17 protein-coding genes are annotated in these 18,646 nt (G+C 64.5%); 3 read left to right on the top strand and 14 right to left on the bottom strand.

The genetic code is table 11. The annotated features are described in order from the left end of the window. Positions 1-231: 231 nt before the first annotated feature. Positions 232-969: a LytR/AlgR family response regulator transcription factor gene (locus tag DLM85_RS15440; protein WP_111479002.1), complete on the top strand. Its 738-nt coding sequence runs from the start codon at positions 232-234 to the stop codon at positions 967-969. On the opposite strand, the gene DLM85_RS15435 is transcribed toward DLM85_RS15440, so the two are convergent. The 14 genes from DLM85_RS15435 to DLM85_RS15370 all read right to left on the bottom strand — a co-directional run bounded on the left by DLM85_RS15435 (position 950) and on the right by DLM85_RS15370 (position 17,226). After that, a complete protein-coding gene (locus tag DLM85_RS15435; protein ID WP_111479001.1) occupies positions 950-3,052 on the bottom strand; it encodes an ATP-binding protein in 2,103 nt (700 codons plus the stop codon). The genes DLM85_RS15440 and DLM85_RS15435 overlap by 20 nt on opposite strands. A gap of 117 nt (positions 3,053-3,169) precedes the next feature. Then, on the bottom strand, positions 3,170-3,811 hold the full coding sequence (locus DLM85_RS15430; protein WP_207891041.1) for a fatty acid desaturase: 642 nt from the start codon (positions 3,809-3,811) through the stop codon (positions 3,170-3,172). A 170-nt stretch (positions 3,812-3,981) separates the two neighbouring features. Continuing rightward, positions 3,982-4,830, bottom strand: a complete 849-nt coding sequence (locus DLM85_RS15425; protein WP_111478999.1) for a 4-hydroxy-3-methylbut-2-enyl diphosphate reductase — start codon at positions 4,828-4,830, stop codon at positions 3,982-3,984. Between the two features lie 63 nt (positions 4,831-4,893). After that, positions 4,894-6,132: a carboxypeptidase-like regulatory domain-containing protein gene (locus DLM85_RS15420; RefSeq protein WP_111478998.1), complete on the bottom strand. Its 1,239-nt coding sequence runs from the start codon at positions 6,130-6,132 to the stop codon at positions 4,894-4,896. 31 nt (positions 6,133-6,163) lie between these two features. Then, positions 6,164-6,688 carry a hypothetical protein gene (locus DLM85_RS15415; RefSeq protein ID WP_111478997.1) on the bottom strand — a complete coding sequence of 175 codons (525 nt, stop codon included), beginning with the start codon at positions 6,686-6,688 and terminating at the stop codon, positions 6,164-6,166. A 32-nt stretch (positions 6,689-6,720) separates the two neighbouring features. Beyond that, positions 6,721-7,605, bottom strand: coding sequence for a phytoene/squalene synthase family protein (locus DLM85_RS15410; RefSeq protein ID WP_111478996.1), 885 nt, complete (start codon positions 7,603-7,605; stop codon positions 6,721-6,723). A 116-nt stretch (positions 7,606-7,721) separates the two neighbouring features. Further along, entirely contained in the window at positions 7,722-9,278 is a 1,557-nt protein-coding gene (locus DLM85_RS15405; protein ID WP_111478995.1) for a phytoene desaturase family protein, read from the bottom strand. Positions 9,279-9,580: 302 nt separating this feature from the next. Then, positions 9,581-10,096 carry an RNA polymerase sigma factor gene (locus DLM85_RS15400; protein ID WP_111478994.1) on the bottom strand — a complete coding sequence of 172 codons (516 nt, stop codon included), beginning with the start codon at positions 10,094-10,096 and terminating at the stop codon, positions 9,581-9,583. A 265-nt stretch (positions 10,097-10,361) separates the two neighbouring features. Beyond that, a complete protein-coding gene (locus tag DLM85_RS15395) occupies positions 10,362-11,264 on the bottom strand; it encodes a MerR family transcriptional regulator (RefSeq protein ID WP_111478993.1) in 903 nt (300 codons plus the stop codon). Between the two features lie 24 nt (positions 11,265-11,288). Further along, on the bottom strand, positions 11,289-11,783 hold the full coding sequence (locus DLM85_RS15390) for a sterol desaturase family protein (protein WP_111478992.1): 495 nt from the start codon (positions 11,781-11,783) through the stop codon (positions 11,289-11,291). A gap of 364 nt (positions 11,784-12,147) precedes the next feature. Continuing rightward, positions 12,148-12,957, bottom strand: coding sequence for an enoyl-CoA hydratase/isomerase family protein (locus DLM85_RS15385; protein WP_111478991.1), 810 nt, complete (start codon positions 12,955-12,957; stop codon positions 12,148-12,150). A gap of 240 nt (positions 12,958-13,197) precedes the next feature. Continuing rightward, positions 13,198-15,453, bottom strand: coding sequence for a ComEC/Rec2 family competence protein (locus DLM85_RS15380; RefSeq protein ID WP_111478990.1), 2,256 nt, complete (start codon positions 15,451-15,453; stop codon positions 13,198-13,200). Between the two features lie 112 nt (positions 15,454-15,565). Beyond that, entirely contained in the window at positions 15,566-16,012 is a 447-nt protein-coding gene (locus tag DLM85_RS15375) for a GNAT family N-acetyltransferase (RefSeq protein ID WP_111478989.1), read from the bottom strand. Between the two features lie 137 nt (positions 16,013-16,149). After that, entirely contained in the window at positions 16,150-17,226 is a 1,077-nt protein-coding gene (locus tag DLM85_RS15370; protein WP_111478988.1) for a PhoH family protein, read from the bottom strand. A gap of 145 nt (positions 17,227-17,371) precedes the next feature. On the opposite strand from DLM85_RS15370, the gene DLM85_RS15365 reads away from it, so the two are divergent. Beyond that, positions 17,372-18,145, top strand: coding sequence for an SAM hydrolase/SAM-dependent halogenase family protein (locus DLM85_RS15365; protein WP_111478987.1), 774 nt, complete (start codon positions 17,372-17,374; stop codon positions 18,143-18,145). Between the two features lie 105 nt (positions 18,146-18,250). Beyond that, positions 18,251-18,598 (top strand): putative quinol monooxygenase, encoded by a 348-nt coding sequence (locus DLM85_RS15360; RefSeq protein ID WP_111478986.1) that lies wholly within the window; start codon positions 18,251-18,253, stop codon positions 18,596-18,598. The last annotated feature ends 48 nt before the right edge of the window (positions 18,599-18,646 follow it).

Raw genomic sequence — 18,646 nt, 5'->3', positions numbered from 1 at the left:
CACAAGTCGCAGATAATCAGCGGTGATTATCACGGTAGCCGGGTGGTGTCGGCGGGGTCATACTAGTCTACGCAAAAAATGTCACCTTAATTGCTTAAAATGAAAAAACCTTTGCCCGGGGGTCGACCAACCCGCTCTGACAGTCGGTCAACTGACATTCTTTGGGGGATGAACTAGCATAGGCATTGCCTGCTTAGTATATTCACCGCCGTTCTTGCCGCTCTACCGCTCATGAAGATTTCTTGCTTGCTTCTCGATGATGATCCGTTGGTGTTGGACTTGCTGCAGGCGTACGTGTCGATGACGGACGTGCTGGACGTGAAGGCCACTTTTACGGACCCATTGGAAGCCCACAGCTACCTGCTCGAACATTCCGTGCAGGTGCTGTTTTCGGACGTCACCATGCCCCACCTCTCGGGCCTCGACCTGGTGCGCTCCTTGCACGAGCCGCCGCTGGTGGTGCTGATGACGGCCTACCCGCAGTATGCCATGGAGGGCTTCAACCTCGACGTGTGCGACTTCCTGCTCAAGCCGATTTCGCTCGACCGGTTTCTGAAGGCCGTCAATAAGGTAGCTGGGCTGCTGCGCACCAGCCAGGCCCCGCCCGCCGGCGCCGACGACCTGCTCTCCGGCTGGGGCTCCTTCTTCATCCGCACCGATTCGCAGTTTGTGCGCCTGCACTACCGCGAAGTGCTCTACATCGAAGCCCTGAAGGACTTCACCAAAATCAACACCGTGGACGGGCGCACGCACCTGACCCTGGTAAACTTGAAAAACATCGAAGAGCAGCTACCGGTGGGCATGTTCGTGCGCACGCACCGCTCCTACCTCGTCAACGCGGCCCGCATCGAGTCCTTGAGCAGCCAGGAAGTGAAAGTGGGCGGCCGCGCCCTGCCGCTGGGCCAGACCTACCGTGACCAGGTGACCGAGCGCGTGGTGAATAAAGCGCTTATTCGGCGGCAACACTAGGCGCTACGCCAGACCCCGCCCCCAGGGAGCGGGTACGGGCCGCCGCATCGGGGGCCGGGGCAGCAGACGGTTCGGCCGCCGATATGGTGAAGCGGAACGTCGAGCCCCGGCCCTCTTCGCTTTCGAAGGTGAGCTGCCCGCCGTTGCGCTCCACGAAGTCCTTGCAGAGGCGCAGGCCCAGGCCGGTGCCCTTTTCGCGGGCCGTACCCAGGGTGGTGTGGTGGCCCGCCTCGCCGAAAATCTTGGTGTAGTCGGCCGGCGCGATGCCCACGCCGGTGTCGCGCACGCTTACCTGCCACCACTTGCCCTGCCGCTCGGCTGCGAGCGTGACGGTGCCGCCCGCGGGCGTGAACTTGATGGCGTTGGAAAGCAGGTTGCGCAGCACCAGGCGCGTCATGTTCAGGTCGGCGCGGGCGGGGTATTCTTCGCGCAGATGGTTGATTACCAGAATATTTTTACGCTCCGCGTCGCCCAGCAGCAGCGAGAGGCATTCCTCGGCAATGGCATCGAGGCGGAAGTATTCGGAGCGCGGCCCGCCGCCCTGCATCTGGGTGGCGGCCCAGTTGAGCATGTTGTCGAGCAGGCGCAGCGTGGTGTCGAGGGTGCGGGTGAGGCGGTCGGTGTGCTGGGCCATTTTCTCCTGCGAAAGGCTGCCCAATGACAGCAGCGTCATCAGCGAGTAGAGGGAGCTGAGCGGGCTGCGCAAGTCGTGCGAAATCACCGAAAACAGCGTGTCCTTGGTGCGGTTCAGGCGGTCCAGCTCCTCTTTCTGCCGGCTGATGGCGGCGTTCTGGCGCTCCAGCAGCAGGTTGATGCGCAGCTGTTCCTTGCGGCCGCGGTAGAGGGCGGCCACCGTCAGCAGCAGCAGCACGGTGCCCACCGCCAGCACGTTGCGGGCCAGCTTCTGCCGGCGCAGGTTGGCTTCCTGCACTTCGCGCTTCTTGATGAGCAGCTGAATCTCGCGTTCCTTCTTCTCGGTTTCGTAGCGCGTGCGCAGCTCGGCCACCTGCTCGGCGCGGCGCTCGGCGGCGGCGCTGTCCTGCAGACTCACGTAGCGCGACAACGCCGCCAGCGCCGGGGCTACTTCGCCGCGCTGCCGGTAGAGGTTCGATAGGCTCTGATACACTTGTCCGAGGCGGGCCTTGCTGCCAGCCCGCTGCACCAGGGGCTGGGCGCGGGCCAGGTAGCGCTCGGCCGTTTCGGCATTGCCCAGGGCCACGTTGCCCCGCGCCAGCGACTCGTAGAGCGTGGCCTCCAGCTCGGCCGGCGGCGCGTGGCGCGGCAGCTGGCCCAGGGCGCGGGTGTAGTAGCCGAGGGCCACTTCCTGGTTGCCCACCACGGTGGCGTAGGCTTCGCCCGCGCTGTGCAGGGCGTAGGCCACGCCCACGCTGTCGTGCAGGGCGGTGGCCTGCTCGGCGCTCTGGCGCAGGTAATAAACGGCCCGGCTAAAGTTGTGCTGCTCCAGGTGCATGCGGCCGATGGCGTGCAGCGTCACGGCGGCGCTGCGCAGGTTGCCCAGCCGCTGCCAGATGCCGTAGGCGCGCTGGTAGCCGCTGAGGGCGGCGGCCCAGTTTCGCTCACTGGCGTAAAGGTCGGCCAGGTGCTCGTAGGTGTGCGCCTCGGCGGTGGCGTCGTGCAGGCTGCCAAACTGCTTCAGGGCCTGCACGTAGCTGACGCGCGCCCGACCAGTGTCGCCCTGGGCGAAACGGACCCGCCCGAGCAGCAGCCAGGTAGAGGCCGTGGGCTTGTCGGCCTGCTGGTAGAGGCGCAGGGCTTTGTGGGCGTGGCCCAAGGCCTGGTCGTAGCGTTGCAGGTGCAGCAGCGCGGTGGCCACGCGCGCGTGAGCGGCGGCAGTGGTGCCGGCCGAGCCGCCCGCGGCCAGTTTCAGCTCGCGCCGGGCAGCCTGCAATGATTCCGGCTCGGCCGTGGCCAGCGGGGCATAGCGCAGGCTGCCGGGCAGACCCACCTGGTCATCGTCGGCGCGAATTTCGGCCCGCGCGCCGGGCGCCAGCAGCCACCCCAGCAGCAACAGCCAGCCCAGCAGGCGGTAACGGCGGACGGTGCAGCGAAGGGTTACGGACATGTCGATTCGGGCGTGGACGGGAGTCCAAAACGCTGGCTTCTTTTTTGGCTACCTAAAAATAGGAAAAAAGAAGGACAATCGACTTTTGCCGCGTCAGCTATTTGCCAAGCTCAGCCTTTATTTGGTCCGCCAAAGCCGCCACCACGGCAAATAGGGCTGGTCGTGGTGCTCGTAGTGGTAGCCGAAAAAATAACAGCTGACGAAGGCCCACAGGTGATGCGGCAGCTGCGTGCGCGACTTGTGCGGGTTGTCGGGGGCGTGTTCCCCACGGTGGGGCAGATACGTCCCAAAATAGAACAATTGTACCGTAGCAAGAACAGCCGGCACCATCCAGAAGGCAATGACGTTGCCCATCGGGAAAAAGTACTTCAGCACATTGTAGGTCAGGGCCATCAGCAGCACCTGCCAAATGGTAATGTAGTTGCGCGCAAACCGCAGCAGCCACGGCAGAAAAGCCTGGTGCTGCCCGTCGTGAAAATCGGGGTCGGCGGGGGTGGCCACGTGGCGGTGGTGGGCGTGGTGGCGCGGCAGCAGGCGCGGAAACCAGTTGTAGGCAAACAGCAGCGCTGCCACGGTGCCGATGGCGTTGTTGAGCCGCTTGTTCGGGCTGACCACCCCGTGCATCGCGTCGTGAGCGGTGATGAAGAGGCCGGTGTAGAGGTGCGTCTGCAGCAGCAGCAGCAGGTAGGGCGCGGGCGTGCGCCAATCGGGGCGGTAGAAGGCCAGCAGGTAGGTCAGCAGCCCGCTCCAGCAAGCCATAATCAGCCCGGCCACCGCCGCGCCGCGCCAGCCCAGGGGCGCGGGCGCTACGCGGCGGTGAGATGCTGAAATGGTGAGGTGGTGAGCTTGGGCTAAATTCATCTGGAGTCTTTACTGGAACGCACTCCGCGCAAGCGGAACGACACTCACTATTTCACCATCTCACCATTTCACAGACGAAGCAGCGCGTCGCGCACGTCTTCCATCAGCCACATGGGGGTGCTGGTGGCCCCGCAGATACCCACTGTCTGCCCGGGCCGGAACCACGCGGCGTCCAGCTCGTCGACCTTGGAAATGAAGTGGGTGTTGGGGTTGGTGTCCTTGCAGGCCTGGTAGAGCACCTTGCCGTTGGAGCTTTTCGTGCCCGATACGAACATCACCTGGTCGTACTCGGCGGCGAAGCGGCGCAGCTCCAGGTCGCGGTTCGAGACCTGACGGCAGATGGTGTCGTTGGCCGATACCTGGTAGCCGCGGGTTTCCAGCTCGCTTTTGATGCGGTAAAACGAGTCGGTGCTCTTGGTGGTCTGGCTGTAGAGCGTGATGTTCGAGGGCAATTCGTGGCGCAGCAGCTCGTCGAGGTTTTCGAACACCACCGCGTCGCCGCGGGTCTGGCCGAGCAGGCCCTGCACTTCGGCGTGGCCGTGCTTGCCGTAGATGAAAATCTTGTCCTTCCGGTCGTAGCTGGTCTTGATGCGGTTCTGCAGCTTGAGCACCACCGGGCAGGAGGCATCGATGAGCGTCAGGTCGTTCTGCAGAGCCATCTGGTAGGTGCTGGGCGGCTCGCCGTGGGCCCGGATGAGCACCTTCTCGCCGCGCAGCCCGGCCAGGGTAGCGTAGTCGATGATGCGCAGGCCGCGCTTTTCCAGCCGCTCCACCTCCTCGTCGTTGTGCACGATGTCGCCGAGGCAGTACAGATACCCCTGCTCGTCGAGGATGTCTTCCGCCATCTGAATGGCGTAAATCACCCCGAAGCAGAAGCCGGAATGCGGGTCGATGCGGACGCTGAGATTGAGCGACATGGTGAAAATGTAACCGCGTAGAAAGAGAGAAGGTTGCAGGATAACGGAAGGCGGAAGCGGGGGTCAGAGGCGGCCGAAGACCCGGCGGCCTTCGAAGTCGCGCACCACCCGCTCCTCGACGGGGCTGGCGCGGATAATTTCGTTGTCGCGCCAGAACTGCGGGTTGTAGCGGCGCTTACGAATTTGCTGCAAATCGTTGGTTTGCTGACTCATGGCGGCGTAAGGCTGACCTTTCAGCCGCGGCGTAAGCTGGTACACCAGAAACATCGACGACACGTGCACGTCTTCCGTGAAGGCCTCGCGCACCAGAAACTGCATATCCAGTTCGGCCCGCTTGCTGGCCAAGCGGGTGAGCGAGTCGGCCACGGGCACCAGGTCGGTGGTCAGGTGTAGCAGGGCGCCTTCCCGGCTGGCGCCAGGTCCTTTCGCGCCGCCCGTGTTCAGCATGGCGTCGGCCGGTAGCACCAGCTCCAGGCGGTGCAGGGCGGCGGTGGCCGGGTCGATGTAGAGCTTGCCGCTGGCGGCGGTGGGCTGGCCGGCCGGCGGCGCAAAGCTCACTACGGCTAGCTCACGGCCCTGCTCAGTCAGGTAGGCCTCGAGCGAAAAGGTGCAGGCCTGGAGGCCGGCCGGACTCAGCGGCAGCAGCAGGCGGCTGGGCTTGTCGGCGGCGGTCTGAAACAGGGGCAGCAGACGGGTAATGGCCGAAAAGTTGGTGAAGTCGACGCCGCCGGGCGTGTAGGCAAAGCGGGCCTCGCCCAGGTCCCACCCGTCGATTTGCTGCGGGGAAAAGCGAATGTCGGCGAAGGCGTCGAAAAACTCGCGGTACTGCCCGGCCTGGCTGGTTTTCTGGCGGTAGAAGCCCTTGCCGTAGTAGGTATCGGCCTGGTGGCGCAGCAGCTTGGCGTAGGCCCGCCGCACCAGGGCCGTGGCCTGCTCCCGGCTGCTGACGCGCACCTCGGGCAGGGCCACCACGCTGGCCGGCAGCGTGACGGTGAGCGGCTGCCCACCCGCGGGCACGGCCGCCGTGGTGCGCTGATACCCCACGCCGAACACCACCAGCTGCGGCGCCGGAGCCGCCAGCCGCAGCCGGAACTCCCCTACCTCGTTGGTGGCCGTGCCAGTGCTGCCGTCGGGCAGGGCCACGCTCACGAAGGGCACCGGCTGCTGCTTTTCATCGACCACTCGCCCCTGCACTACTAGCCCCTGGGCACGCAGCCCCGCCACGCTGCCGAGGCCGAGCAGCCACAGGCTACCCAGGCGCCGCAGCGCGGTAGCGGGTTGGTGAATCGGGGCAATGGTCATGGTGTGGAAGGCGGGCGGCGGTTGGGAAATGCTATATCGGCAGCTGGCGCACGCGGTGGGCCTGCTCGTCGCTGAGGTGCTTGCCCTGCACCAGGTAGTCGCGCACCGCCTGAAAGGCTTCCGCGTCGAGGCCGGAGCGGGGGTGGGCCAGCAGCGTCTGCACCAGCAGGCCCTTGTCTTCCTGCACGTGCTTGCTGGCCCCGAGGAAGCTGGGCAGGTTGCTTTCGATGCTGAAGCGCAGAAAGCGGATTTCGGGGTGCTTGGGGTCGAGGCTGACGGCGTGGTCGAACAGGCGGCCGGCCGTTTTCACCCGGTCGAGCTTGTCGAACAGGCCGCCGGTGTGCTTGGCCAAAATGGCTTCGGCCGCGGCTTTGTAGGCCAGCACCAGCGCGTTGTCGGCGGTGTACTGGCTCATCAGCTGGTGAAAATGGCGGCTGGCGGCTTCATCGTGGGCGGCCTGGCGGTAATGCCGGCGCAGGGCGGGCAGCGCGTAGGGCGAGTGGGCGTCGGTGTCGGCGGTAGAAAGCACGGTGGTCAGGCAGGTGAGCAGTAGCAACGCGAGGTCGGTGAGGTTGGGGGCGGCCCGCGTCAGAGGGCGCGCAGGCGGTAGCGGAAGTACGAGCCGAGCAGCAGCAGCAGCTTGGTGTTGTCGGGCACGCGCACGCGGCCGGCCAGAATACGGGCGGCGGGCAGCTGGCGGATTTTGTCGAAGAGCTTGAGGTAGTACACGTAGGCGAGGTACACGCCCAGCCGAGCCGTGCGCGGCAGCGCGCAAATGCCCTCGTAGCCGGCCTCGAAATCGGCCCGGATGTCGGCCTCGATGGCCTGCTTGGCCGTATCGTCGAAGGCCTCGTAGCGCAGGCCGGGGAAGTACACGCGGCCCCGCTCCTCGTAGTCGGAGCGTAGGTCGCGCAGGAAGTTGATTTTCTGGAAAGCCGCGCCCAGGCGCCGGGCCGGGCGGCGCAGGCGCTCAAACTCGGCCTCGTCGCCTGCGCAGAACACGCGCAGGCACATCAGCCCCACCACCTCGGCCGAGCCGTAAATGTACTCGTCGTAGAGCTGCTGGTCGTAGTCGATATCCTCCAAATCCATGGCCATGCTGTGCAGAAAGGCCTCGATGAACTCCTTATCGATGCCGTAGCGGTGCACGGCCAGCTGAAAGGCGTGCAGCACCGGGTTCATACTGAACTGCTCGTCGATGGCCCGGTAGGTTTCGTCGCGAAACTCGCGCAGCAGGGCCGCCTTGTCCCGGTCGTGGAAAGTGTCCACGATTTCATCGGCCCAGCGCACGAAGCCGTAGATGGCGTAAATGGCCTCGTGAAAGCGCACATCGAGGGTGCGGATGCCCAGCGTGAACGAGGTACTGTAGCACTGGGTGATGCGCTTGCTGCAGGCCAGGCTGGCCCGGTCGAACAGGGCCACGTGGTCCACGACGGGCGGCGGCGAAACGGCGGGTGGCGGCAAAGTGGCCATGCGGGGTGTTATTGGTGGGAACCGGCTGCGTGCTGCTCCGGCAGAGCAGCGGCATCAGAGAGACAAGGCAGGTAAAAACTAGCGGCGGAGCGGGCTGGAGAATCTTCAGCAGCGCTTCAACGCTGACTATAAGATACGGGATTCGCGCCGGCGGTGGGCAGCGCCGCAGCGGTGGGCGTGGGTACCGGGTATTCCTTTTCCACCTCGCCGGCCACCACCTGCCCCGAAATCAGGGAGGGCGGCACGCCGGGCCCGGGCACGGTGAGCTGACCGGTGAAGTAGAGGTTGGCAACTTTGGGGCTCTTCAGGGTGGGCTTGAGAATGGCCGTCTGGCGCAGGGTGTTGGCCAGCCCGTAGGCATTGCCCTTGAAGGCGTGGTAGTCGGCCTCGAAGTCGCGGTGGGCGTAGCTGCGCTGGTAGGTCACCCACTCACGCACGGGCTGGCCGGTATGGCGCTCCAGCCGGGTCATTACCATATCAAAGTAGTGCTGGCGGGTGGCGTCGTCGTCGCCGCCGATGCCGGGGGCCACGGGAATGAGCAGAAACAGGTTTTCCTGGCCCGCGGGCGCCACCGAAGCATCGGTTACGCTGGGCACGCAGGCGTAAAACAGGGGCTTGGTGGGCCAGCGCGGCGCCTCGTAAATCTCGTGGGCGTGCTGGTTGAAGTCCTCGTCGAAGAAGAGGTTGTGGTGCTCCACGCCGTGCAGCTTGTGCTTCAGCCCCACGTAAAAGAGCAGGGAAGAAGGCGCCATGGTGCGGGTGTCCCAGTACTTGGGCGAGTAGTGTCGGTGTTCGGGCGCCAGCAGGTGCTGCTCCACGTGGTGGTAGTCGGCGCCGGCCACCACCACGTCGGCGGCGGTGCGGCCCGTAGCAGTGCGCACGCCGGTAGCACGGCCGTCCGCCACCTCGATTTCCTCGATTTCTTGGTTGTACTCGATGCGCACGCCCTGCTCCTCGGCCACCCGCACCATGGCCTTCACGATTTCGTGCATGCCGCCCAGCGGGTACCAGGTCCCCAGCACCAGGTCGGCGTAGTTCATCAGCGAGTAGAGGGCGGGCGTGTTCTGCGGCGTGGCGCCGAGGAAGAGCACCGGAAACTCCATCAGCTTCACCAGCTTGGGGTTCTGGAAGAAGCGGCCCACGTGACGGCGCATGTTGGAGAGCAAATCCAGCCGCACCGCATCCACCAGCAGGCGCGGATCGGCAAACTCGCGCACCGAGCGGCCGGGCTTGGTCACGAATTTGCCCATGCCCACCTCGTACTTATAGCCAGCCTGGGCCAGAAACGCGTCGAGGCGGCGGCCGGCGCCGGGCTCCAGCTGCTCGAAGGTGCGGCGGAGCGCGTCCAGGCCCGCGGGCACCGGCAGCACGTCACTGGGGCCGAAGATGACCTGATACGAGGGGTCGAGGCGCACCAGCTGGTAGAAGTCGGCGGGGCGGTGACCGAAGCGGGCGAAGAACTGCTCGAACACGTCGGGCATCCAGTACCAGCTCGGCCCCATGTCGAAGGTGAAGCCCTGGGCCTGAAACACCCGGGCGCGGCCGCCGGGGCCGTCGTTTTTTTCCAGTACCGTCACCGCGTAGCCGCGTTGGGCCAGGCAGGCCGCGGCGGCCAGGCCGGCAAAGCCAGCACCGATAACAACAACTCGGGGAGCAGAAACGGGAGGGTTCAAGTGGGGCTGCAAGGTAATGGGGTCGTGGTAAGCTACCGATTGCGGCAGGACTTTGTTGCGCTAGCTCGGCAATTATTGGTAGGATTTCCCATTAAATAGTCTTAACCCAACGGGTTTTCACAGTTGACAGGATTCTCAGGGTACCACCAGCAGCCAATATTAGCCCCGACAAAGATTGGTACCATACTACCCGCCGACTGGCCCCGCAGCGGGCAGCGGCCACGAAAAAGGCCGCAAGCCACGGCCTCGTTGAGGTTGCAGCTTGCGGCCCGTAACGCGCCCGGCGTAGTTACTCCTTCCCCCTACGCGCCGGGAGCGTAGACCTTAAGGGCATCTTTCAGCTCCTTGCGGGCAATGTGAATGCGGTTCTTGACGGTACCGATGGGAATTTGCAGCTTCTCCGCAATTTCCTGGTACTTGTAGCCGATGTAGTACATCATAAACGGCGTGCGGTATTCATGACCGAGGTGGGCAATGGCCTCGTTGATGTCCGTCACCACGAAGTCCGATTGGGCGCCGTTGTGGGTGATGTAGTTTTCGTCGGTGTTGAAGTACTGGAAGTACTCAGTGGTGTCAATGTGGCTATTGCGCTTCGTTATCTTGTTGTAGTTGTTGATAAACGTGTTGCGCATTATGGTGTAGAGCCACGCCTTGAGGTTGGTCCCGGTCTTGAACTTTTCTTTGTTCAAGAGGGCCTTCAGCAGCGTTTCCTGCACCAAGTCCTTGGCATCATCGGCGTCGCGGGTCAGGTTCATGGCCGCGGGCCGGAGTGAGTAGGAAATCTTCTGTACTTGGTCGGTGAATTCCAGGGAAGTCATACAGCCTGTTTAACGTTTGGTGACCAAAAGCTAAACAAACATACGAAAGAACTCCCTAAGCATACGGTCACCCCCACTTTTATTTGCCCGGTTTCGGCCAAGGGCCCGATATAGTCGGCAAACGGGCTGATTTATCCGGTGAATGTGCCGGCGGCCGCCATGAGCTGGCTGTCAAGCCTCAACAGCCTACCGCCCGAAACAAACTCGCTTAAAATAAGCAGCTTACATACTACCCGCACAAGCTATCTGCACTACCAAACCCTGGCTAACCAGCCAGCTCCACTGCCGTCAGCTGGTCCACGAAGCCGATAAAGTCGGTCATGCGCTCCACGCGCCGGAAGCGGGGCGGCAGCACCACCTCGGGCTGGTGCACGAGCGGGCCGTAGAGCACAAAATCGATGTCGGCGCAGAGGTGGGCGAGCTTGCCGAGGAACTGCGGCAGCTGGTCGCGCTCGGGCACGGTGGTGAGCACCGTGGCCACGTGCTGGGGCCGGTAGTGCTGGCACACTTTGGCCAGCTCGCAGATGGGCAGGTTCTGGCCCAGGTACAGCACCCGGAAGCCGCGCACCCGCAGCAGGTAGTTCATGAAGAGCAACGCCAGCTCGTGCAGCTCGCCCTCGGGCAAAAACAGCACCCAGCGCGGCGCCTCGTCGTGCTCCGTGATGGGCAGCGCGTCGACGGCGGCCAGCAACTTCTGGCGCAGCAGGTGCGTGGCCAGGTGCTCTTGGGCCGGGTTCAGGCTGCCGGTCTGCCAGAGCACGCCCACTCTATATAGAAAGGGGTACACGATGTTCATCACCGTGGCCTCGAAGCCAATTTCGTCGGCCGCGTGCGACAACACGCAGCTCAGGCGCCGCTCGTCCATGTCGAGGGTAGCGGTGAGCAGGGCGGTAATCTGGGGGTTGAACTGGTGCGGGTCGTCGCAGCAGGCGGCCACGGCGCGGCACAGCTCCTGCTCCGAGAGGCTGGCCACGTGCGAGATGCGGTGCCCCCGCTCGCAGAGCGTGGCCACGTTAAGCAGGCGGCGTAGGTCCGAGTCGCAGTAGGTGCGGATGTTGGTGGCGGTGCGCTCGGGACAGAGCACGCCGTAGCGCTGCTCCCACATCCGGATGGTGTGCGCCTTGATGCCCGAGAGGCTTTCCAGGTCCTTGATTGAAAACTGTCCCACGATAATCGGGTGCTAATAGGTGGGCTAGGTGGTGCGAGGCGGAGCAGCGGCGGCGCGTTTGGCCGCCTGCCGGCGGGCCAGGGCAAAAAAGCGGGGCGACACCCACAGCAGGCCAAATTCCTCGCTGCCGTCGCGGCCGGTGGTTTTGTGGTGGGTTTTGTGGGCCATGTTCAGGGCCCGCAGGTAAGCGTTGTCGGCGCGTTTCCAGAAGCGCAGGCGGCGGTGAATCAGCACGTCGTGCACCAGAAAATACACGGTGCCGTAAGCCGCAATGCCCGCCCCGACCCAGTAGCGCCAGTCCTTGCTGGCCCCGCCGTACACCATCAGCAGCACCGAAATGGCCCCGTACACCACAAACGAGAGGTCGTTGCGCTCGAAGCGGTGCGGGTGGCGCACGTGGTGCGAGCGGTGCACAAACCACAGCGGGCCGTGCAGCACGAAGCGGTGCATGAACCACGCCACGAATTCCATTCCCAGAAACGTGAGCCCCGCAAGGGCCAGACCGGCAGGCAGATTCATGTGGAGCTAACCGCCGATGCGCGCAGATGTTTGCAAACCTTGCCGCGCCCGGCCAAAATGAACGGTTCGAAACCGGAAGATACGTAGCTCGGCCGCAAAAAGTAGCAGCCTGGGCGGCATCGATTTGGCAGCCAGCGGGATGTAGTAACCAGCACAGGACGGCGACACCAGCCGTCATTGCGAGGACGAAGCAACCCTTCCTCCAGCAGCCCCGCCGAGACAACTAGCACTACCCGAAAACGACACCGCCCGAAACTGTAGACGACAGTTCCGGGCGGTGCTCATGTGGTGGTTGGCACATTGATCAAGACCACTTGCTTCGGCTATGCCTCGCAATGATGGCGGGATGAACCAACGGCAACTGCTAGTTCCAGGTAATCTTTTCCTTGTTCAGGAAGGCCGAGATGCCGCGGCGGCAGTCTTCCGAGCCGCGGGCTTCGGCGTTGAGGCGGGCGGCGTAGCGCAGGCCTTCTTCCAGGGGCAGCTCGGGCAGGCGGGCCAGCATTTCCTTGGTCACCTCCATGCTCTGGGCCGAGTTTTCGACGCAGAGGCGGCGGGCAAAGCGGTAGACGTGACCGGCCAGCTCGTCGGCGGGCACCACCTCGTTGATGAGGCCGTAGCCCACGGCTTTGTCGGCGCCGAATACGTCGCCGGTGAGCAGCAGCTGCTTGGTACGGGCCTCCCCGATTTTGCGCAGCAGAAACACGCTCACGATGGCCGGCAGGAAGCCGATTTTCACCTCCGTGTAGCCGAATTTGGCCTCGGGCACGGCGAAGGCGAAGTCGCAGAGCGTGGCCAGGCCGCAGCCGCCGGCCAGGGCGTGGCCTTGTACCTGGGCAATGACGATTTTCTTGAGCGTGTAGATCTGGTGGAACAGCTGCATCAGGTGCGTGGAGTCGGCCAGGTTCTCGTTGTAGCCGAAGCCCTGCAGCTCCTGAATGTAGGCCAGATCGGCGCCGGCGCAGAAGGCCGGGCCTTCGGCACGCAGCACGATGACCTTGCAGGCCAGGTCGTTTTCAGCGTATTCGAAGGCTAGTTTCAGCTCCGAGACGAGCTCCGAGCTGAGGGCGTTGCGTTTTTCGGGGCGGTTGAGCGTAATGAAGCCGATGGAGTCATTGGCCTCGTAGCGAATGTACTGCAACGCTTCGAGCTCCTGGGTAGCCATGTCTTCCATGAGTTGTTGCGTGGTCGGTGTGGTGGAGGGCCCGGCGGCGCGTTGTTCTCCCGACCGGAGAAGTGGAGCCCGAACGGCCCGGTGCGCGGCAGTGGCCCGAAAAGGGCGTGAGTCAAACCTAACAAAAATGATGCGACAATGAAAGAAGTCAAGGCCGCATTGCCTAGGTTTGGGAGAATGTACGGAGTAACGAAGAATTTGGACGGCGTCGCCAATCAGATACTCGCTTGAAACGGACCGTTAGTTGCCCGCGCCCGGCCGCACCACTTCCACCCAGGCGCCCTGCATGGTCACGTCGTGCACGCGCAGGCCGGCGGCCTGCAATTGGGGCGTGAGTTGCTCCACGTACCAGCGCCGGCACGAGGAATCGAACACGTACACCGGCTTGGGGCCGAAGGTAGCGCGCAGCTGCTCAGGCCACACCCGGGCGTTGCGGCGCAGCACCACCACGTCGACGGCCGCCGGGCGCTGGCCCTGCCACAGCCGCCCGTGCACCCAGGCCACGCGGCGGCCGTGCCAGCTGAGCAGCACCGGGCCGCGCCGGGGCAGGGCCCGCACGGCGGCGGCCGTGGTGTCCCAGCCGGCCACGTAGCGCACCCGGCGGTTGCCGCGCCCGATCAGGCCGGGCAGCACGCGGTAGGTTTGCTCGGTGTTGTTGAGCGGCAACGAGTCGGGCGTCATCACCAGGGCGGCGGCGCCGTCGTGCAAACCCACGGCCGAGCGGCGCGGGATGCTGTAGATGATCAGACGCTGGTCCTGGGCGGTTTCGCGGGCCTCGGCCACGCGGCTGTAGGCGAAGCCCACGGCCACCGCCACGCCCGCGCCTAGCCACACCAGCCGCCGCCACGCCAGAAAGGCCAGCCCGGTGCCGATGAGCAGGTAGAGCAGCCAGGTCTGGGCGGGCGTAAGGTGAATGCCCTGCACCAGGGCACCCGGCAGGGAGCGGCCCACGAGGACGATATACTCGTTGAAGCACCAGATCAGCCCCTGAAACACCCAGCCAATGCCTTTCGGCACCCAGAGCAGCCAATCGGCGCCGGTTTGGGCCGCCAGCCATTCCATCGGCAGCGCCACGGCTTGCAGCAGCAGCCCCACGTACAGCGCCACCGAGGAAATCGGCACGGCTATCAGGTTGGAGAGTAGAAAGTTGAGCGGGAACTGGTGGAAATAGAACAGGCCCAGCGGAAACGTGGCTACCTGCGCGGCTATCGACAGGGCAATGGCCTGCCAGATACCGTCGAGCGACCAGCCGACCCAGCCCGTGAGCTTCTGCTGCCGCTTCGACTGCCAGGGCCGTTTTTTCTTCGCCATCCACTCCTGCGCGTCGATTTTGCCGCCGATGAGCGGCTGCAGGTATACGATGCTGAGCACGGCCAGAAACGAGAGCTGAAAGCCCACATCGACCAGCAAATAAGGGTCGTAGAGCAGCAGGCAGAAAGCGGCCACCGATAGCGTGTTGTACATGTTGCTCTGCCGCCCCGAAGCCTTGGCCACGGCCACGAAGCTAAACATCACCGCCGCCCGCAGCACCGAGGCCGAGAGGCCCGTCAGGAAGGCGTAGCTCCAGATAACGAGCAGCCCCAGCGCCGCCGACCAGTACCGGAAGCCGCGGGTGTGGCCGAAAAAGCGCCGTAGAAACAGCTGCAGCACGGCAAACAGCAAACCCACCTGCAGCCCCGACACGGCCATGATGTGCGTGGTGCCGGTGCTGGCGTAGGCCTGCTTGGTTTCGGCGTCCACGTCGTCCTTCAGGCCCAGCACCAGCGCGTCGGCAATGGCAAACTCGCGCGGGGCCGTCACATAGCGCCGGAACACGCCGTCGAGCCGCCGGGCGCACTGCATGCTCCAGAGGCGCAGCCAGCTGGGCGGCGCCTGCCCGATGATGCGGTACTGGTCGGGGTGAATGAACTGCTGGTGGTAAATCTGGTGGTAAGCCAGGTAGCGGCGGTAGTCGAACTCGCCGGGGTTGAGCGGGGCCTTGGCCGGGGCCGGGGCGCCGCGCACCAGCCACAGGTCGCCGTACTGCGGCGCGGCCACTGCGGCCTCGTAGCGCGGGATAGAAACGCGGATGCCGCCCCGCGCCGGGCGCCACTGCCCCGCCACCCGCACGGCCGACACCCGCAGCGTGGTAGCGTAGGTGTTGGGGCGCACCACCGGCCCGTCGTCGACCACGGCGCGGTAAAACTCGATATCGGGCTGCTGGTAGAGGTGGTCGGGCTGGCGGCTTTCGGTGGCGCGCTGGGCCACGGTGGTGCCGGCCAGCACCGTCATCAGTAGGCCTAGCACGCCCACGGCGTCGTTGAGGCTGGGCACGTTTCGGCGCACGGCCCATAGGTGCGCGGCCAGGAACAGGGCTACGGCGCCGGCCAGCCAGGGCAGCAGCTCCGGCAGCGAGGCGGCCCAGTAAAACCAGATGATAATGCCGGCAATCAGCGCCAGCACGAGGCGCACGGCCGGATGGGTAGCCCACGGAATCGTGGTGGTACGGATAGCCATTGACAGATCGAAACAAAAAATCCTAACCCGGTAATCACCGCCGAAGCAGCAAGGGCCGAGTTAGGAAAAATCTGTTGCGCAGGCAAGAGCCGGCTAGTACCGAGGCCGTCTATTACGCCGAAACGGGCCTTATCCAGCGCATCTTGTAGTGCTCGATGCCGGCTTCGGTGAACTTCTCCCCCACCGTCTCGAAGCCGTGGCGCAGGTAGAAATTCACCGCCGTCAACTGCGCGTGCAGATATACTTCGGCGTCGGAGTGTTCAGTGGCCACGTCGCGCAGCACGGCGAGCAGCAGGGCCGCACCCACTTGCTGATTGCGGTAGCCTTCGAGCACGGCAAAACGTTCCAGCTTCACGCCATTCTCGGTTACGCGCCAGCGAGCGGCGCCGCAGGGCGTGCCGTCGGCGGTGCGGGCCAGGTAGTGCCGGGCGTCGGTCTGATCGTGCTGGTCGTGCTCTTTTTCAGCCGGCACGCCCTGTCCTTCCACGAATACTTGGTGGCGGATAGCAAAAGCGGCTTCGAGGTCGGCAGGTGCGGTGACGCGGTGGGCAGTGGTCATGAGGAAATCAATTCAAAGGCCGCCGCGCGAAACGAAGCGGCACAACGGCTTAAAAATAGTGGTGCCACGGTTTTGAGCCGTGGCACCACCCGTTGAATCGTTCACGAAATCGGAGCAAGCCGACTCTACGTCGCCATTTAGCTCTGCTCGTGGTTGACGGGCAGCTCGTCGGCGGGCCGGTCGTCGGCCTGGTCGCTGGGGCGCTGGCCGGGCTGGTAGTAGCGGGCCGGACGCACGGGCCGCTCGGCCTGGGCGCGCTGCTGGTCGGCGTCGTGCTTGTCGTAGGCCAGCACGATTTGCTTCACCAGGCGGTGGCGCACCACGTCCTCGGCCGACATTTCCACGAAGGCAATGCCGGGCACATCCTGCAGGATATCCAGCGCCTGAAACAGGCCCGACTTGATTTTCGTCGGCAAGTCCACCTGGCTCCGGTCCCCGTTCACCATCACCTTCGCGTTCGGGCCCATGCGGGTCAGAAACATCTTCAGCTGCGAAGGCGTGGTGTTCTGGGCCTCGTCCAAGAGCACGAAGGCGTGGTTGAGGGTCCGGCCGCGCATGTAGGCCAGCGGGGCTATTTCGATGGTCTTGTTTTCGAGGTAGAACTTGAACTTCTCCGGCGGGAGCATGTCCTCCAGCGCGTCGTAGATGGGGCGCAGGTAGGGGTCGACTTTCTCCTTCATGTCGCCGGGCAAAAAGCCCAGGCTTTCCCCGGCTTCCACCACGGGGCGCGAAATGATGATTTTCTTGACCTCCTTGTTTTTGAGCGCGCGCACGGCCAAGGCCACCGAAATGTAGGTTTTGCCCGTCCCGGCCGGCCCGAGGGCAAACACCAAGTCGTTTTTGTTGACGGCATCCACCAGGCGCTGCTGGTTGGCCGTTTTGGCCTTGATGACGCCGCCCTTGGCCCCGAACAGAATCACGTCGGGGGAGGAAGCCAGGCGCGCATCCTGCATTTCCTCGTCGGAAGCGCCCACGTACTGGGCCACGGTTTTGTCCGTCACCTGCCCGTATTCGTGGTAGTGCTCGATCAGCGAGGAAAGGATGTCGTTGATGCGCTGGATGACGGCCGTCTGGCCCTGGATTTTTATTTCGTTGCCGCGCGAGATGATTTTGCTGCCGGGAAAGGCAGCGGCCAACTGGCGGATATTCTGGTTATCGGGCCCCAAGAAGTCGATGAGCGACACATTCTCGAGCGTGATGACTTTTTCGACCAAACTAATTAGGAGAGTAAACGCCTAAGGCGCAGTGATGGGAAGAAAAGAGCCCGTAGCGAAAAGCGGTCAGTCCGGGCCGAATGCCTACTTTTGCCGCCCCACGGGTGGGTAAAACAATAGTACGCATTCTTCTTAGAAACGGCGAATGGCGCTGATTACGTTCCTCTCGGACTTCGGCTACCGCGACCATTACGTGGCCGCGGTGAAGGCGCGCCTGCTGCGCCTGGCCCCCGCCGCGCCGGTGATGGACATCACCCACGCCATCGAGCCCTTCAACGTGGCCCAGGCGGTGCACGTGCTCGGGGCCGTGTTCGCCGATTTTCCGGAAGGCACCGTGCACCTGATCGGGGTGGATGACCACGGCGTAGGGCGCCGCGGCTGGCACGCGGCCAGCTGGCGCGGGCACCACTTCGTGGCGGCCGACAACGGTATCCTCACGCTGCTCACCGACGCGCGCCCCGACGACCTGGTGCAGCTGCCCACGCCCGCCGAGTGGCCCGCCTCCCCCACCCGCGACGTGCTGGCCCCCGCCGCCGCGCACCTCGCCCTGGGCCGCCCCCTCACCGACCTGGGCCCCTTGAGCACCGAGCTTTACCAGCTGCTCAACCGCCAGCTGCGCCTGCAGGACCACCGCATCACCGGCCACGTGGTGCACGTCGACCACTACGGCAACCTCATCACCAACATCACCCGCGAAGCCATCGAGGCAGTGGGCCACGGCCGCTCCTGCACCATTCACTTCGGCCGCGAGGCGGTGCGCGACGTGGCCCGCCACTACCAGATGGCCGACCCCGGCGACGCCGTGTGCGTGTACAACAGCCAGCAGCAGCTCTGCATCGGCGTCAACCAGGGCAACGCCGCCGAGCTGCTCGGCCTGCACTTCGACTCGCAGGTGGACGTGCGGTTCCCGCAGGAATAGGTGAAATGGTGAGGTGGTGAACTGGTGAGTGTTGTTCTATTTGCGCGAAATGCGCGGTTTGGCCTCCCAAACATCAAACTCACCACCTCACCATTTCACCAGCTTATGCTAATAAGAATCGTGCGCATGACGTTCCGGCCCGAGGCCGTGGCGGAATTTCTGGGCGTGTTCCGGGCCTCCGAGGACCAGATTCGGCAGCAGCCGGGCTGCCGGCACATGGAGCTGTGGCAGGACGCCGAGCAGCCGCACGTGTTCTGCACCCACAGCCACTGGGACTCCGCCGCCGACCTCGATGCGTACCGCCGCTCTACGCTGTTCGGCGAGGTGTGGCCGGCCACCAAAAAGCTGTTTGCTGCGCCCCCGCTGGCGTTTTCGGTGAACCCCGTCACGGCCGCCACGGCCCAGCTGCCGGCCGTACCCACGCCGGCCGCGCCGCCCGATTCGGTGCTGTAGCCCGCCGCGCCACCGGCCACCGACTTCAGCTGTCCGGGAGCTTTTCCC

It is taken from the genome of Hymenobacter edaphi (assembly GCF_003258365.1).
In the GTDB taxonomy this organism is placed as follows: Bacteria; Bacteroidota; Bacteroidia; order Cytophagales; family Hymenobacteraceae; genus Solirubrum; species Solirubrum edaphi.
Note: the sequence above shows the minus strand (reverse complement) of the source record. Positions and strands in the feature narration are given on the sequence as shown.

Coding starts and splice junctions, on each gene's coding strand:
- DLM85_RS15440 (WP_111479002.1), top strand. CDS start 232: ATGAAGATTTCTTGCTTGCTTCTCGATGATGATCCGTTGGTGTTGGAC.
- DLM85_RS15435 (WP_111479001.1), bottom strand. CDS start 3,052: ATGTCCGTAACCCTTCGCTGCACCGTCCGCCGTTACCGCCTGCTGGGC.
- DLM85_RS15430 (WP_207891041.1), bottom strand. CDS start 3,811: ATGGCTTGCTGGAGCGGGCTGCTGACCTACCTGCTGGCCTTCTACCGC.
- DLM85_RS15425 (WP_111478999.1), bottom strand. CDS start 4,830: ATGTCGCTCAATCTCAGCGTCCGCATCGACCCGCATTCCGGCTTCTGC.
- DLM85_RS15420 (WP_111478998.1), bottom strand. CDS start 6,132: ATGACCATTGCCCCGATTCACCAACCCGCTACCGCGCTGCGGCGCCTG.
- DLM85_RS15410 (WP_111478996.1), bottom strand. CDS start 7,605: ATGGCCACTTTGCCGCCACCCGCCGTTTCGCCGCCGCCCGTCGTGGAC.
- DLM85_RS15400 (WP_111478994.1), bottom strand. CDS start 10,096: ATGACTTCCCTGGAATTCACCGACCAAGTACAGAAGATTTCCTACTCA.
- DLM85_RS15390 (WP_111478992.1), bottom strand. CDS start 11,783: ATGAATCTGCCTGCCGGTCTGGCCCTTGCGGGGCTCACGTTTCTGGGA.
- DLM85_RS15385 (WP_111478991.1), bottom strand. CDS start 12,957: ATGGAAGACATGGCTACCCAGGAGCTCGAAGCGTTGCAGTACATTCGC.
- DLM85_RS15380 (WP_111478990.1), bottom strand. CDS start 15,453: ATGGCTATCCGTACCACCACGATTCCGTGGGCTACCCATCCGGCCGTG.
- DLM85_RS15375 (WP_111478989.1), bottom strand. CDS start 16,012: ATGACCACTGCCCACCGCGTCACCGCACCTGCCGACCTCGAAGCCGCT.
- DLM85_RS15365 (WP_111478987.1), top strand. CDS start 17,372: ATGGCGCTGATTACGTTCCTCTCGGACTTCGGCTACCGCGACCATTAC.
- DLM85_RS15360 (WP_111478986.1), top strand. CDS start 18,251: ATGCTAATAAGAATCGTGCGCATGACGTTCCGGCCCGAGGCCGTGGCG.